The organism is Saccharibacillus sp. CPCC 101409 (assembly GCF_030518235.1).
Taxonomy (GTDB): domain Bacteria; phylum Bacillota; class Bacilli; order Paenibacillales; family Paenibacillaceae; genus Saccharibacillus.
In genome coordinates this window covers 268406-284756 of sequence record NZ_JAULSA010000002.1, presented here as the reverse complement: position 1 = coordinate 284756, position 16351 = coordinate 268406, and the positions used below count along the sequence as shown (strand labels likewise).

At 58.5% G+C, this 16351-nt stretch carries 13 protein-coding genes; all 13 read right to left on the bottom strand.

Features of this window, described 5'->3' with window-relative positions; genetic code table 11:
- Positions 1-4: 4 nt before the first annotated feature.
- A complete protein-coding gene (gene murD / locus QWJ34_RS05495; protein WP_302726066.1) occupies positions 5-1444 on the bottom strand; it encodes a UDP-N-acetylmuramoyl-L-alanine--D-glutamate ligase in 1440 nt (479 codons plus the stop codon).
- A gap of 4 nt (positions 1445-1448) precedes the next feature.
- Positions 1449-2417 carry a phospho-N-acetylmuramoyl-pentapeptide-transferase gene (gene mraY, locus QWJ34_RS05490; protein WP_302726065.1) on the bottom strand — a complete coding sequence of 323 codons (969 nt, stop codon included), beginning with the start codon at positions 2415-2417 and terminating at the stop codon, positions 1449-1451.
- A 7-nt stretch (positions 2418-2424) separates the two neighbouring features.
- Entirely contained in the window at positions 2425-3837 is a 1413-nt protein-coding gene (locus QWJ34_RS05485) for a UDP-N-acetylmuramoyl-tripeptide--D-alanyl-D-alanine ligase (protein WP_302726700.1), read from the bottom strand.
- Positions 3837-5324, bottom strand: coding sequence for a UDP-N-acetylmuramoyl-L-alanyl-D-glutamate--2,6-diaminopimelate ligase (locus QWJ34_RS05480; protein WP_302726064.1), 1488 nt, complete (start codon positions 5322-5324; stop codon positions 3837-3839). The genes QWJ34_RS05485 and QWJ34_RS05480 overlap by 1 nt, the downstream gene beginning before the upstream one ends.
- Before the next feature lie 99 nt (positions 5325-5423).
- Complete coding sequence (locus QWJ34_RS05475; protein WP_302726063.1) at positions 5424-7820, bottom strand: penicillin-binding transpeptidase domain-containing protein; 2397 nt, start codon at positions 7818-7820, stop codon at positions 5424-5426.
- A gap of 143 nt (positions 7821-7963) precedes the next feature.
- Entirely contained in the window at positions 7964-8356 is a 393-nt protein-coding gene (locus QWJ34_RS05470; protein ID WP_302726062.1) for a hypothetical protein, read from the bottom strand.
- A gap of 24 nt (positions 8357-8380) precedes the next feature.
- On the bottom strand, positions 8381-9337 hold the full coding sequence (gene rsmH / locus QWJ34_RS05465) for a 16S rRNA (cytosine(1402)-N(4))-methyltransferase RsmH (RefSeq protein WP_302726061.1): 957 nt from the start codon (positions 9335-9337) through the stop codon (positions 8381-8383).
- A 45-nt stretch (positions 9338-9382) separates the two neighbouring features.
- A complete protein-coding gene (gene mraZ / locus QWJ34_RS05460) occupies positions 9383-9820 on the bottom strand; it encodes a division/cell wall cluster transcriptional repressor MraZ (protein ID WP_302726698.1) in 438 nt (145 codons plus the stop codon).
- Between the two features lie 227 nt (positions 9821-10047).
- Positions 10048-11313 carry an adenosylhomocysteinase gene (locus QWJ34_RS05455; protein ID WP_302726060.1) on the bottom strand — a complete coding sequence of 422 codons (1266 nt, stop codon included), beginning with the start codon at positions 11311-11313 and terminating at the stop codon, positions 10048-10050.
- A gap of 47 nt (positions 11314-11360) precedes the next feature.
- On the bottom strand, positions 11361-12989 hold the full coding sequence (gene bshC / locus QWJ34_RS05450) for a bacillithiol biosynthesis cysteine-adding enzyme BshC (RefSeq protein WP_302726059.1): 1629 nt from the start codon (positions 12987-12989) through the stop codon (positions 11361-11363).
- A 245-nt stretch (positions 12990-13234) separates the two neighbouring features.
- Positions 13235-14158 carry an ABC transporter ATP-binding protein gene (locus QWJ34_RS05445; protein ID WP_302726058.1) on the bottom strand — a complete coding sequence of 308 codons (924 nt, stop codon included), beginning with the start codon at positions 14156-14158 and terminating at the stop codon, positions 13235-13237.
- Between the two features lie 33 nt (positions 14159-14191).
- Entirely contained in the window at positions 14192-15157 is a 966-nt protein-coding gene (locus QWJ34_RS05440) for an ABC transporter permease (protein ID WP_302726057.1), read from the bottom strand.
- Positions 15158-15161: 4 nt separating this feature from the next.
- A complete protein-coding gene (locus QWJ34_RS05435; RefSeq protein WP_302726056.1) occupies positions 15162-16094 on the bottom strand; it encodes an ABC transporter permease in 933 nt (310 codons plus the stop codon).
- Positions 16095-16351: the final 257 nt, after the last annotated feature.

The following is a 16351-nucleotide window of genomic DNA, read 5'->3' as shown; positions in this document are numbered from 1 at the left end:
ATTCTCACTCTCCCGTCTGTGCGTTTTGCAAGCGGACCGCTTCTGTGAACACGCGGCCGCGCTCTTCGAACGACGCGAACATATCCCAGCTGGCGCAGGCCGGCGACAGCAGCACGGTATCTCCCGCCTGCGCAAGCCGTACCGCTTCGCGCACCGCTTCTTGCAGCGTATCGGCCGCGTCTTCCCGCGGCTCGATTACGGAAACGTCCGCAACGCCGGCGCGGCGGGCCACAGCCGCGATCCGCTCGCGCGTTTCTCCCAGCGTGACCAGCGCTTTGACTTTGGTCTCCAGCGCCGGGGACAGTTCTTCGTAATCGGAACCCCGGTCCAATCCGCCCGCGATGAGTACAACGGGACGCTCGAACGCCGACAGCGCCGTCAGCGTCGCTTTCGAATTGGTCGCTTTGGAATTGTTGTAATACGTAATCCCGCCGATCTCGCCCAGCGCTTCCAGACGATGCTCCACGCCGCCGAACTCTTTAAGCGGCTGCTTGAGCTGTTCGGGACGAACGCCGGAGGCGATCGAAGCCGCGCAGGCCGCCATCGCATTTGCCACATTATAGGTACCCGGTATGCCGATCTCGGCGGTCCGGACGATTTCGTGCACGGCACCCTCGGCGTCGCGGTATACGATCTTACGGTTCGGTTCTTCGGCATCCGTCAGGTAAGGCGGCTCGGCGTACACGCCTTCCAGCGGCAGTTCCTCCGTCATGGAGAAAGGCAGCACCCGCCCTTTCAGGTAAGGAACCAGACTGCGGCAGTAAGGATCGTCCCAGTTGACCACGGAAGTGTCCTCAGGCGTCTGATTGGCAAAAATCTTCGCTTTGGACGCCGTGTAATCGTCCATCGAGCCGTGATAATCCAGATGGGTCTCGGCCACATTCAGCAAACAGGCGATGCGCGGAGCAAAATCGCGCGTGCCTTTAAGCTGGAAGCTGCTCAGCTCCGCTACGATCCAGTTCTCCGGCTCCGCTTCCAGAGCGGCGTCGCACAGAGGCGTGCCGATATTGCCGGCCACGATCGGCTTCGATCCCGCCGAAGTCAGTATATTGCCGATCCAGGTCGTCGTCGTCGTTTTGCCGTTGGAACCGGTGATCCCGATCATCGGCGCAGCGGACAGATAATAAGCGACTTCCACTTCCGTAACGACTTCGATGCCCAGTTCGATCGCCCGGGCGACCGGAGACGCCGTATACGGAATGCCCGGATTTTTGATGACCAGCGCCACTTCCGGATGAATCAATCCGTCCGGATGTCCGCCGCAGAGCACTTCGATTCCGAGCTGTTCGAGTTCTTCCGCTTCGGGGCTTTCTTCCCGAGGCTTGCGGTCGTTGACTTTGACGACGGCGCCGAAGGCGTGCATCGTTCTGGCGGCGGACACGCCGCTTCTGGCCAGTCCGAGCACGACGACTTCGCGATTTGCATACTCTTTTGGATGTTCCATCTTCCTACAACAGCCCCCTGCCGAGATACAGCCCGAACGCGGCCAGAATCAGCGACGCCCCGAAGAAAACAGCGACGATGCGCCGCTCCGACCATCCGGACAGCTCGTAATGATGATGAATCGGACTCATTTTAAAAATCCGCTTGCCGCGCGCTTTGAACGAAATCACCTGCAGCGCGACAGACAGCATTTCGACGACGAACACGCCGCCGATCACAAGAAACAACAGCTCCTGCTTCGTCAAGACCGCGATCGCTCCGATCGCTCCGCCGATCCCGAGCGAACCCGTATCGCCCATGAATACGCGGGCCGGGTGAGCGTTATACACGAAGAATCCGAGCACCGCCCCCGCCATCGCCGAAGCCCCGATCGCCGCCGGGAACTGCGTCGCCTGGATCGCGATCAGCGCATAAGCGCCGAATGCCGGCGCGCTGACGGAAGACAGCAGTCCGTCCACGCCGTCGGTAAAGTTGACCGCGTTCGAGACCGCCAGCAGCATAAGTACGACGAACGGATAATAAATCCAGGGCCCGCCGTCGAACGAACCGGATAAGCCGGGAAAAGAAAGCGCCGTGCTGTGGCCCGAAGCGATCAGCAGCATGCAGAAAATCGCGGCGAACAGCAGCTGCCCGGCCAATTTTTGCAGCGAAGTCAAGCCCAGCGAACGCTTTTTGACAATCTTGATCGAGTCGTCCAGCAGCCCCACGAGGCCGAAGCCGAGCGTCGCAACGAGCAGCGCGTAGAACTCCCGGCCAGCCTCGGAGAACTTGACGAACGCCAGCGTAAAAGCCAGCAGAATAACAATGCCGCCCATAGTGGGCGTTCCCGCTTTTTTCAGATGGCCTTCCGGCCCGTCGCCGCGCACCTGCTGCCCAAGCTTGAGCCGCTTGAGCAAAGGAATGCACAGCGGTCCCGCCAGCACGGCAAGAATAAACGATACGGCGGCCGTCAGGAAGATCAGCTGTAAATCCATCCCGCGCTCAGGCTCCGTTTTCGCCGGCCGGCGCCGCGTTTTGCAGCGCGTACACGACTTCTTCAAGCTTCATTCCCCGCGAAGCCTTGACCAGAACGGCGTCCGACGGCCCCAGGCTGCCGCTCAGCTCGCGGATCATCGCCTGTTTGTCGGTAAACGTCCGCACGGCGTGCTCGGGCAGCGTTTCGCGCGCGCCTTCGGCCGCGGCCGCCGACAGCGGACCGTACGCGTAAACGGCGTCGATTCCGGCAAGGCCGGCATAGCGTCCCACTTCCCGGTGATATTCGATTTCCCGCTCGCCGAGCTCAAGCATATCGCCCAGCACCAGCGTTTTCGAGTCGTAGCCTTTCATTCCCGCCAGTACGTCGATCGCCGCTCGCGCGGATGTCGGACTGGAGTTGTACGCGTCGTTGAGGATCGTCAGGCCCGATGCGCCGGTCAGGCGCTCGATGCGCATGCCGGTCAGTCTCATCGCGATCAAGCCCGCGTGCATCTCTTCCGCGCCGACGCCGAGCTCTCTCGCCGCGGCCATGGCCGCCAGCGCGTTGGTGACGTTATGGCTGCCCAGGACCGGCAGAGTGAACGTCGTTTCGCCTTCGCGGAAAGCCGTGAACGTCATCCCGCCCTCGGCCTGCATCATGCCGGTCGGATAATCGTCGCTGCCGGCGTCCAGCCCGAACGTGAATGTCCGCAGCCCCTGCGGCAGCGTCGGCTCCAATTCGCCCAATACGGCGTGAATCAGCGGCTCGTCGCCGTTGTAGATCAGCAGGCCGCCCGGCTTGGCGCCCGCTGCGATCTCCAGCTTGGCGCGCGCGATATTCTCGCGGCTGCCGAGCGTCAGCAGATGCGACTCGCCGATGTTGGTCACGATCGCCACGTCCGGCGGCGCGATCTTGGCCAGCAGCTCGATCTCGCCGAGACCGCTCATGCCCATCTCCAGCACGACGATCTCGCTGTTTTCCGGCATACCCAGCAGGGTAAGCGGCAGTCCCAGATGGTTGTTGAAATTCCCCTGCGTCTTATGCACGCGAAACCGGGTTTCCAGCAGCGAGAACACCATGTCTTTGGTCGTCGTCTTGCCATTGCTGCCCGTGATGCCGACTACTTTGGCCCCCGTTTCCCGCAGGTAAGCGGAAGCCAGGGTTTGCAGCGCCTCCAATACGTCGTCCACTTCGACAATCGGCCCGTCCGGCGCGCCTTCGCGTCCTTTTTGCCAGAACGAAGCGCCCGCTCCGCCCTGTAAAGCGCCGGCTACGAACGCATGCCCGTCGACGTTCGCCCCGCCCAGCGGCACGAACAGACAGTCCGGCTCCAGGCTGCGGGAATCCCGGGAAACGCCGCGTATCGGGTTATCCGCGCAGGCCGGATCGAGCAGCCGGCCTCCGCACATTTCGGCCACCCGGCCGAGTGTCCGTTTCATCATTTCGCGACTCCCCTTACCGCCTCCGCCGCGACGATCCGGTCGTCGAAGTCCAGCACCTGCTTGCCGACCAGCTGATAGGTCTCGTGGCCTTTGCCCGCGATCAGCACCACGTCGCCCGGCTGCGCTTCTTCCACCGCGCGGCGGATCGCTTCGGCGCGGTCGACGATCAGCGTATACTTGCCCGGGTCCACGCCGTCTTCGATCAATCCCGCTTCGATGTCTTTCAAGATAGCATCCGGATCTTCGGTGCGCGGATTATCCGACGTGACAAAAGCCAGATCGCTGTACTTCGCGGCGATGCGGCCCATGATCGGGCGCTTCGTCCGGTCGCGGTCCCCGCCGCAGCCGAATACGCACAGCACTCTTTTCTCCGCAAACTCGCACACGGTGCGCAGCACGTTTTCCAGGCCGTCCGGCGTATGCGCGTAATCGACCACGATCGCAAACGGCTGGCCCGCGTCCACCGCTTCGACCCGTCCGTCCACGCCCGCGACCGATTCCAGGCTGGCCTTGATCCGTTCGAGCTCCACGCCTTCGATCAGCGCCGCGGTGATGGCGGCCAGCGCGTTGTATACGTTGAATTTGCCGACCATGCGAAGCTGTACATCGGCCGAGCCCCGGAACGTGTCCACATGGAACGAGGTGCCTTTGGCGGTAATCTGAATTCGCGAAGCCCGTACGTCGCAGTCGTTTTCCACGCCGTACGTCACGGCCTCCGCCGCCGTTATTTTGCGAAAATATTCCGAAGCGTCGTCGTCGGCGTTCAACACGGCGTACTTGCGTTCGGACGGCTCCAGCGGCAGACGATTGCCGAGCCGGGCGAAAAACAATCCTTTCGCGGCGCGGTACTCTTCCATCGTATGGTGATAATCCAGATGATCCTGCGACAGGTTGGTAAAGATCGCGGTGCGGTAGTCCGTTCCTTTGACGCGTCCTTGCTCAAGCGCGTGCGACGATACTTCCATCACGCAGCATTCCACTCCGCGCTCCGCCATGTCCGCAAACGAACGCTGCAAACCGAGCGATTCCGGCGTCGTGCCGGACATCGGGAAGACTTCTCCGTCGTAGCGCATTTGAATCGTGCCGATCAGACCCGTTTTGACGCCGTGGTCCTGCATAATGCGCTCGATCAGATAAGATGTCGTCGTTTTGCCGTTCGTGCCCGTGACGCCGATCAGGCGCATGCGCCGGCTCGGCTCGTTGTAGAATACGTTCGCCAGCACCGCCATGACCGTCCGGCTGTCGCGTACGAGCAGTTGGGGCAGATCCGTATCCAGTTCCCGCTGGACGACAAGCGCCGCGGCTCCGCTTTCTTCCGCCTGCTTGGCATAATCGTGGCCGTCCACCGTAAAGCCAGGCAGACAGATGAACAGATCGCCCGCTTTCACTTTGCGCGAGTCGATCTCGATGCCCGTACATTCCGTTTCGCCGCTGCCGATCAGACGCGCGCCTGTGAGCTGCGATGCCAATTGTTTCAAAAGCATGTAAAAAGCCTCCCTTGTCCGGTTAAGTATTCGTGGTAAAGCCCGGGCCGCAAAATGCCCGAACCTGCTGATGGCAGGCCCGGGCTGCGGCTTATCTTGTCAGTTCAGCGGTGCGGCCTCGCTCTCCGGAGCGGGGTCCGCGGGCGGCTGAGCGGGAATGTCTTCCGTACCGGCCGATTCTTCCGAGCCCGTAATCGCATCCTCGGTATCGTCCGGGACCGCTTCGCCGCCCGTCGAGCCGTCCGACGATTCGGGATCGTCGACGCCGGTTACCGTCACTTTGGCCGACTTGAGCGTCAATACGACGACCCGCCTGCCTTCCGCGTCCGTCTTCAGCTTCTGCGAAGCGACATAGCCCGATCCCTTTGTGCTGATCGATACATCCATCAGCGTCAGGATATCGACCGCGTCGCGTAGCGCAAGTCCCGTCAGGTCCGGCACCTTCATCGTTTCTTTGTCCTCGGTCAGCAGATAGATCTTCTGGCCGGCGTACATCGCGCTGCTTTCGGCCGGGTACTGCTCCAGGACTTTGGCGCCCGCCCCGACCTGTTCGTAAGCGATGCCTTCTTCCAGCAGCTTCGACTTGGCGTCTTCGATATTCATCGTTTTGAGATTCGGCGCGGTTACTTTGAGCAGTGTATCGCCGGTCGAAGCGTTCTCGGTTTCGGCTTGGATATCCGTATCCGAGAACTGCTTCGGCACGCCCATGTACTCCAGCGTCTGCGAGATGATTTCTTTGACGTAAGGCGCCGCGGCCGAACCGCCGCCGGCTTTGGGGTCGTTCGGTTCGTCGATCATGAAGAACACGGCGATCTTGGGATCGTCCGCCGGCGCGTAAGCGACGAAGGAAACGACCGAGCGCGATTTGGAATAAGCGTTGCCGCTCGCGTCTTTATCGCCGGTTTTCTCCGCGGTGCCGGTCTTGCCGGCGACGCGGTAGCCCGGAATATAGGCGTGGCGGCCCGTGCCGATCTTCTGATCGGATACGACCTGCTCCAGATAGCCGCTGACGGCTTTGGCCGTCTCGGGCGTAATCACGTCGCGGATCTTCTTGACATCGTTCTTGATATCGACCTCGCCGGTCTGCGGATTGCTGACCGATTTGACGATATGCGGCTCCAGCAGATGGCCGCCGTTAGCCACGGCCGAGATGGCCGCGATTTGCTGAATCGGCGTAACGGCCACGTTGTGCCCGAACGTAATCGCCGCCTGGTTGATCAGCGGACTCTTTTCGTTTACGGACATGGTGCCTTTCAGTTCGCCGGGAAGCTGGATGCCCGTTTTCTCGCCGAAGCCGAAATTTTTGATATAGTCGGTCAGCTTCTTGGTGCCCACCATTTCGTAACCCAGCTTGACGAAAGCGACGTTACTGGAGTGCTTGACGCCGTCCAGGTAAGTGGTCGGACCCCAACCTCCGTTGATATCGTGCACGGTGCTTCTGCCGATCCGGATCGAACCCGATTGGTACGACGCGTTCGGATCGAACTTGCCTTCCTGCACCGCCGCCGATAAAGTCACGATCTTGAATGTCGAACCCGGTTCGTAGCTGCCGGTTACGGCGAGATTGGTAAAGTTGGCCAGATCGTCCGCATAATCGGCGTAATCGTTCGGATCGAACGTCGGCATATTGACCATTGCCAGAATATCCATCGTATTCGGATCGGCCGCGATCACCGAAATACTTTTCGGCTTATACTCTTCGTATGCTTTTTTCGCCGCCTGCTCCGCGTAATACTGAATCGTGCCGTCGAGAGTCAGCTGGATATCGCTCCCGTTCTTGGGCAGCGTCACCTGGCTTTTCCCCTCCGGCAGTTCCACGCCCTTGGCGTCTCTCAGGAAATCGATCTTCCCGTCCACGCCTTTAAGCTGTTCGTCCCAGTAAGACTCGATGCCGTACTTCGGATTGCCTTCTTTGTCGATATAGCCGAGTACGTTCGCCGCCAGCGTGTGCTGGGGATAGAAGCGTTTGATCTGATCGTCGAACACGATGCCGATATCCGTACTTTTATCCAGACCTTTCGCTTCGCGCACCTGCGCGATCGAAGACTCGATCTCGGCTTTGAGATCGCCGTCGATCTTCCATCCCTGCGGCCGCACTTCGACCCATACGCTGTAATCGCCTTTTTTGTAAGTGTCACCGTCTTTCTGGTACTTGCGCGTTACCATTTCCCGCAGCTTGCTTTCGGACACGCCGAGCTTCTGCTGCAAAATAGACACCACATCGTCGGCCGTGCCGCGCTTGTCGATAATACTCGGCTCGACGACGACGGCGTAAGCCGGCGAATCGACGGCCAGCTCCTTGCCGTTGCGATCCGTGATCGCGCCGCGTTCGGAGCGCAGCACTTTCGATGTGGACCACTGCTTCACGGCTTTGTCATGCCAGAAGTCTCCCTGAACCACCTGGAGGAAAAAGATTCTTCCGACCAGAACGAGAAAAAAGAGGGTAATCCCCCCTCCAATCAGCAGTGTGCGCATTTTCACTCTTTTTGTCATCATGACATGGAACCTCCTGCCTGTTTCAATCCGCGCTTTTCCCGTGGGAAAAACGCGGACCGGCGTCACGGTCTTGTTGTAGAATTCTTGGCTGTCCGGAAGCTTGTCTTTCTGCAATAGATCGAGACAAGTCGCTGTGTGCGTCTCTATTTCCCGCTTTTGTCCGTTTCGCTGCTGCGTTCGACGAAGATCGGTTCGTGTTCCGTCGCTTGAACGAGTCCCATGCTCAGTGCCGTCGGCACGATCGCCTGGCGAAGTTCCTGCCGTTCGCGTTCCGCCTGGGCGATATCTTTCTTGATCTGATTGGTCTCTCCTTGAACCGAAGAGATCTGGTGATTCAGATCGTAGATATGTACGTAGCGCCAGGCCACGATGCTGCACAGCACCACCGCCACCAGTACGCTTGCCAGATACAGCGCTTTTTCTTTCGTCGGAAGCTCGACACGACGGGTTACGACCGTCGTTGTCTCGCGGTACTGCTGCGAAGCCTGCCGCTTCTCTTGTTCCCGGACCGCCAGATTGCCGCGTGTCTGTGCCATTGAATCAGTCTCCTCGTTTTGGAATTAGTCCAGTTTCTCTGCGATGCGAAGCTTGGCCGAACGCGCTCTCGGATTCTGTTCGATCTCCGTGTCCGTCGGCAGGATCGGCTTGCGATTGATCAGTTTGATGCTGTTCGGCCCTTCGTACACCTCGACCGGAAAACCGGGCGGCGCCACGTTCTTGCCGGTATAGCCCAGCAGGATCTGCTTGCAGATCCGGTCTTCGAGCGAGTGGAACGTAATCACGCTGACCCGGCCGCCCTTGGCCAGACAGCGTACCGCGGAATGCAGCGCGTCCTCGAACGCGGACAGCTCGTCGTTGACCGCGATTCGCAGCGCCTGAAAGCTGCGCTTGGCCGGATGTCCGCCCGTTCTGCGGGCGGCCGCCGGGATGCCTTCCTTGACGATCTCCGCAAGCTCGGTCGTCGTCTCGATCGGCTGCTTGGCCCGATGCTGGCCGATCCTGCCCGCGATCCGGCGGGAAAACTTCTCCTCGCCGTAGCGGTAAAGAATACGGGCGATTTCTTCCTCGGGCCATTCGTTGATGATCGTTCTCGCCGTCAATTCCGAAGATTGGTCCATGCGCATATCGAGCGGTGCCTCGTGATTGTAGCTGAAACCGCGGGACGCTTCGTCGAACTGCGGCGACGATACGCCGAGGTCGAACAGGAATCCGTCGACTTTCGGTACGCCTTCGTCGTCCAACGGAACGCCGGCGCCGCGCAGCGCTTCTTCCAGCTCGCGGAAATTGGTCTTGACGAGCGCGACGCGGTCGCCGTATTGCGACAGCTGTTCGCGCGCGTTGTTCAGCGCCCAGTCGTCCTGATCCAGAGCGATCAGCCTGCCGCCTTCCCCGAGTTTCGAAGCGATCAGCGAACTGTGTCCCGCTCCGCCCAGGGTGCAGTCGACGTAAATGCCGCCCGGTCTGATATTCAGCCCTTCGACCGCTTCTTCTTTGAGCACCGTGATATGATGAAACAATTTCGTATCCCCCAGACATTACCAGTCAAATTAAATTTCGCATAGTCAAAAGTCGATATCGAAATCCGTCAGCTTCTCGGCGATCTCGCCGAACGATTCTTCGGACTTCGAATAGTAAGGTTCCCATACTTCTCGGCTCCAGATCTCCACCCGTCCGCCGGCGCCGATAATGACGCACTCCTTGTCCAACTTGGCGTATTCGCGCAAGTTGGCGGGCAGACCGGCCCTTCCCTGCTTGTCCCATTCGCATTCGGCCGCACCCGAGAAGAAAAACCGGGTGAAAGCGCGCGCGTCGGCTTTCATCAGCGGAAGGTTCTTGAGCTTGCTTTCGAGAAGTCCCCATTCCTGCTCGGAGTAAACGAACAAGCACTGGTCGAGCCCCCGCGTCACAATACAGGACGCGCCGAGCCGTTCCCGGAATTTGGCCGGCATGATAATGCGGCCTTTGTCGTCGATGTTATGCCTGTATTCGCCCATAAACATCGTTCGATCCACTCCTCGCCCGTTCTCCTCCACTTCATACCACTTTCCACCACTTACAGCATAATAGATTCGACGCGCGAAATCAAAGTCCTTCCGCAAATTTCATGAAATTTCGCCGTATTTGACGTTTTTTTCGAATTCATTCTCCTTTTTTCAACTAAAAAAGGCCGTTTCCCCTGTAAATCCTTCGGGAAAACGGCCTTTTAAGGAATCAGCCTATCGTTTTGTTAGACATTCCAGCTTTGCAAATACGTTTTCTGCATCTCGCTCAGCTCGTCGATCCGGATATCCATGCTGTCCAGTTTGTAACGGGCCACCTGTTCGTCGAGCTCGTACGGCACCTTGATCATATGGCGGCCGATCTCTTCGTAATGCTCGTTCACATAGCGCAGCGAAAGCGCCTGCAGCGCGAACGTCATGTCCATGATTTCGGCCGGGTGGCCGTCGGCGGCGCCCAGGTTCACCAGCCGCCCTTCGGCAAGCAGGTAAATTTTGCGTCCGTCTTTGAACTGGTACTCTTCGATATTTTTGCGCACGGTCCGGATCGATTCCGAACGTTCTTCCATATCCGGTTTGTTGACTTCGACGTCGAAGTGTCCCGCGTTGGACAGGATCGCTCCGTCTTTCATCACATCGAAATGCTCGCCCGCGATTACCGCTTTGTTGCCGGTGACCGTAATGAAAAAATCGCCCAGCTTCGCCGCTTCGAGCATCGTCATCACGCGGAAACCTTCCATATGCGCTTCCACCGCTTTGATCGGATCGACTTCGGTCACGATAACGTTGGCCCCGAGTCCCCGCGCTCTCATCGCCATGCCTTTGCCGCACCAACCGTAACCGACTACGACGACCGTTTTGCCCGCTACGATCAGATTGGTCGTCCGCATGATGCCGTCCCAGGCCGACTGGCCCGTGCCGTAGCGGTTATCGAACAGCGATTTGCAGAACGCTTCGTTGACGCCGATCATCGGCAGCTTCAGCGTGCCTTCGTTTTCGAGCGAGCGCAGCTTGATGATTCCCGTCGTCGTTTCTTCGGCGCCGCCGCGGATGCCTTCCAGCAGATCGGGACGCTCTCCGTGCAGTATCGTCGCCAGATCGCCGCCGTCGTCGATAATCAGATCCGGCTTCGCTTCGAGCGCTTTGATGTTCAGCGCTTTGAGCTCGCCCGGAGCGGGCTGGTACTTGGCGAATACGGTAATGCCGTCTTCGACCAGCGCCGCGCACACGTCGTCCTGCGTGGACAGCGGGTTGCTGCCGGTAATCGTGACTTCCGCGCCGCCCGCCTGAATCACTTTCGCCAGATAAGCGGTCTTGGCTTCAAGGTGCAGGCACACCGACACTTTCAATCCTTTAAAAGGCTGATCGCGTTCGAACTGCTCCCGAATCCGGTTCAGCACCGGCATATGGGCGGACGCCCAATCGATCTTGAGATGCCCTTCCGGCGCCAGGCTCGGATCGGCGATAATGCTGTTTTGCTTGGCCAGTGAACTCATAAATGTACCTCCCGAAATGATGGACTGGTTTACAATGCCCGATACTCTTACAATTCGACGATGCGGTGCCCGCCCGTCAAGTCCGGTTCGATCGCCATCAGCTCTTCGATCCATTCCAGCCCGCAGCGGTTCAATACGTAGAAAACCGTATATACGCGTTCCTGCGGCCGGTCCAGCGGAAACAGCGTTTTGACGATTCGTTCCCACCGGCGCAGTTCCGCTTCGTTCTGGCGCTCAATGGTCTGCTTGGTCTTGCCCTGCAAAAAGGAAATCTGGTCGATGATCTTCGAGCGGTTTGTCTCGCCGAGCCGCGTCAATCCGGGCTGCAGTTCGCCGAGCCTTTCGATCACCGGCGCATACAGCCGTTCGAACTCGGCTTTGGCGGCTTCGAAGCGATCGTCCATGCCCAGTTTGTCCTGCTCCGCCAGCCAGGCTTCGCGCCGCTCGTCGAAGCGCTCCATCACGTCGTCGAACGAAAGTCCGTAATGCTCCATATGCTTTCTAACCGGCGGTTCCAGCAGCGTAAACGACATCCGCGGCTGAAGAATCGGCATCTGCATGCCGGCCGCTTTGAATCCGTCCAGCGTGCCCGCCCAGTAGGCGACTTCGCCGAGGCCCAGCACGGCCGAGAGCACCGGAAACAGATAATCCTGCATCAGCGGACGCGTCAGCACATTATTGCTGAAACACTCCGGACATCGCTCAAGACGCTCCAGCAGCTCTTCTTTGGTGAGAATCACCGTTCCGCGGCGGTCGGCGAATTTGCCATCCTGCTTGAACAGCAGCAGCCGCTGGCCTTCGTGTACATAGAACAGATTGGCGCCGCCTTCCACGGCCTGCGCCTGCTGCTCGTAACCGGAATCTTCGATCCGGCGGGCGGCGGTCAGATAAGCCGACTCGAACTCGTCGTTGCGCTCGATCAGCTGCCGGAACATCGGCTGCTCGACCGCCCGCAGCGCGGGATCGGCCGAATCGACCAGAATCAACCCGTAGCGCCCGAACAATCGGCCGATCAGCCGGGCGAACCCGGCGCTCAGGCTGACCGAATCCGGCAGTTCGCTCCAAAGCATTTCCAGGACCTCGCCTTTGAACTCCGTATCCGGCAGCAGCGATTCCAGTTCCGCAACCGCTTCTTCCCAGCGCTCCGGCGAAACGGCGATCTCGCTGACGGACGACTTGCCGTCGTGCCACGCTTCCATACGCAGACGCCGGACGTCGAGCTCCGGCGTCAGCACATACGTATGATCCGCTTCGTCCCAGTCGTGGTCTTCGCCCGCGATCCAGAACACCGGCACAACTTCCCGCTCCAGCCGCCGCGAAGCTTCGCGCGCGGCATGGATAATCGTCGCCGCTTTGTAAACCACGAGCAGCGAGCCGGTAAACAATCCGCTCTGCTGGCCGCCCGCGACGACCAGCGTCCGCTCGTCCTTCAACCGTTCCAGCGACTCCTTCACGGCCGGATGAGCGTTATATTTCCCATTATAGGCTTCCAGCACGCCGAACAGCGCCCTGCGGTCGGCCCGCGGCCGTTCCGCCGAATCGAGCCAATCCGCTCTGCGACGCAGCGCGCCTTCATCCTGTAAATCATACTCGTATAATCCATGCGCGTGCTGTCCGCGCACATAATCTTCTCCCAAGGCCGAGCCTTTGCGAAGCGCCTGCGGAATGACATTCATGTCTGGCGTCTGCCTCCTGTCTGCTTTCTGCTTAAACCCTTCTTGATTGTACCCAATCGTTCCCAAGTCGTCAAAACAACTTTCGTTCAGAGCGAGATAAAGTTCGTATACCGTCCGAAAACGTAAAAAGCCGTTTTCCCGGGCGAAAAGTCGCTTGGGAAGACGGCTTGCATGTCCGCTTGAACGGCGGATATTCGTTTCGAACCGCTGCGGCCGTATCGGCCGGCGTTTGAAGCGTTATTTTCTTAGTAAGGCGTAGCGACCCAGTGCCCCGGCGAAACTTCCACCAGCGTCGGCTGTTCCGAATCGTCGTCCGCCGAGCGGATCGGACCGCCGCCTTCGGCCGTCATCAGAATCCGTTTTCTTTGCGATTCGACTTCCGGGTCCGGAACCGGAATCGCGGACAGCAGCGACTTGGTGTACGGGTGGATCGGGTTGCGGTACAATTCTTCGCTTTCCGCCAGCTCGACCATTTTGCCGAGGTACATAACGGCGACGCGGTCGCTGATATGCTTGACCATCGACAGATCGTGCGCGATAAACAGATAAGTCAGTCCGAGACGCTCCTGCAGTTCCTGCAGCAGGTTGACGACCTGAGCCTGAATCGACACGTCGAGCGCGGAGATCGGTTCGTCGCAGATAATAAATTTCGGGTTAACCGCAAGCGCGCGGGCAATCCCGATCCGTTGGCGCTGGCCGCCCGAGAATTCATGCGGGTAGCGGGTCGCGTGATCGGTATTGAGACCGACCAGGTCGAGCAGTTCTTCGATCCGCTTTTTACGTTCGCCCCGGCTGCCGGCCATATTGTGGATATCCAGCGCTTCGCCGATAATATCCGATACCGTAAAGCGGGGATTCAGGGAAGCATACGGGTCCTGGAAGATCATCTGCATATCGCGGCGCATCGCCTTCATTTTCGAAGGAGAAAGCTTGTAAATGTCGGTTCCGTTGAAGCGCACGCTGCCTGCGGTCGGTTCGTACAAGCGCAGAATGGTGCGTCCCGCCGTCGATTTGCCGCAGCCGGATTCGCCCACCATACCGAGCGTTTCGCCTTCGCGAATATAAAAGTTCAGGTTGTCGACCGCTTTGAGCACTTTGCCTTTTCCTACATTAAAATACTTCTTCAGCCCTTCGACTTCGATCAGGTTCTTGCCCAGTTGTGCTCCCATGGCTGACGCCTCCTTCACTTTAGAATTTGCGGATTACTTATTTTTGAGCGACGGGTCGAGCGCATCGCGCAGGCCGTCTCCCAGCAGAGTGAACGCCAGCATGATCAAACTGATCAGAACCGCCGGGAACAGCATCCGCCACGGGTAGTACATCCAGCCGGTCAGCGCGTTTTCGACCATCGAACCGAGCGAGGAGATCGGAGCCTGTACGCCCAGACCGAGGAAGCTCAGGAACGATTCCGCAAAAATGGCGCTCGGCACCGACAGCGTCAGCGTAACGATAATTGGACCGCTTGCATTCGGCAGGAGGTGACGGAACAGCAGTCTGCCCGTGCCTGCGCCCATCGAACGCGAAGCCAGAACGTATTCCCGGCTTTTCAGCTTCAGGATTTCGCCCCGTACGATCCAGGACATATTGATCCAGCCGGTAATGGTCAGAGCCAGAATGATTGTGCCCAGGCTCGGCTTGAATACGACCAGCAGCAGGATGGTAACGAGCAGGTAAGGAATCGCGTACAAAATTTCGGAAAATTTGTTCATGACCGTATCGACGCGGCCGCCGAAGTAACCCATGATGCCGCCGTAGATCACGCCGATCAGCAGATCGATCAGCGCCGCCGCCAGACCGATCGTCAGCGAGATCCGGGCGCCCATCCACGTCCGCACGAACATATCGCGGCCGAGGTCGTCGGTGCCGAACCAGTGCGTGCCCGAAGGCTTCTGGTTAGTCGCCAACAGATCGTTGGATTTATAATTGTAACCGTGAACCCAGTGCGAAATCACGGGACCGATCAGCGAAGCGAGCACGATTACGAACAGGGCGATCAACGCGCCCATGGCGACTTTATTGCTGCGCAGGCGTTCCCAGGTATCGCGCCATGCCGACAGGCTTTCGCGTTTGATGGCTTCCGATTCCCGCTGGTTGATATCGACCGGCTGGAAGTCCGCCGCCGTCAGGGTCGGAATCGGCTGCTTGTTTGTCAAATTGTTATTAGCCACTTGCTTAACCCTCCTTGCCCGATGTCAATTTGATGCGCGGATCGACGAGAACGTAAACGATATCGGTAATGAAGCGCGCCGCCATCAAAATGATGCCGTAGAAAAGGGTAATCCCCATAATCAGCGTATAGTCGCGGTTATTGATACTGTCGACGTACACTTTGCCGATGCCGCCGATGCCGAAGATCCGTTCGACGACGACCGACCCCGTAATAACGTTGGCGGTCATCGGTCCCACGTAAGTCACGATCGGCAGGATGCCGTTGCGAATCACGTGTTTCCACAGGATGGCCGGCCATTTCAAACCTTTGGCTTTGGCCGTTTTGACATAATCGGCATGCAGAACTTCCAGCATGCTCGAACGCGTCAGACGCGCGATAAACGCGATCGGCTGCGCGGACAGCGCCGCTACCGGGAGCACATAATCGAGCGGGCCTTTGAGACCGGTTACGTGGAATAAGTCCAGCCTAAAGGCGAGCAGATATTGAAGCAGCGAAGCGAGCACGAAACTCGGTACCGACATACCAAGCACGGCAAGCACCATCGTCACATTGTCGATCAGCTTTCGGTGGTAAAGCGCGGCGAGAAGACCCAGCCCCACCCCCACGATTACGGATACGACTACCGCCACCAGGCCCAGTCTCAGCGACACGCCGAACGTCTGGCCGATAATGTGTCCGACATCCTGATTCAGCTTCTTCATCGAGATGCCCAGGTCGCCCTGAAGGATATTGCCCAGATAATTGACGTACTGCACGATTTCCGGTTTGTCGAGACCGTATTGAGCCTCCAACCGCGCGCGGATCGGAGCCGGCACTTCTTTTTCGGACATGAACGGATCGCCCGGAATCGCCTTCATCAAGAAGAAGGTTGCCGTAATCAGGATAAATAAAGAAAGCAGCGTGTATAGAAACTTACTGGTTACATAACGTGCCATTGCACAATTTCTCCCCTTTCTTTTCTACTCGTTCCTACTTGTCCTTCATCGATCTCATACAAATTTATTTGACAAAATCCATTGTATTCATAGTTATTTATTGGCGTTCTCGTCAGATAATTGGAAAGCCCACAAACATGCAAAAAAATCGGGATATATATGAAGCTCACATATATCCCGAGTTTTTATTTAACTGGTACCTTGTCAACTCTTAATCAGAGGTTTACGTTCAACTGAAACGCACACGCTTTAAGTGC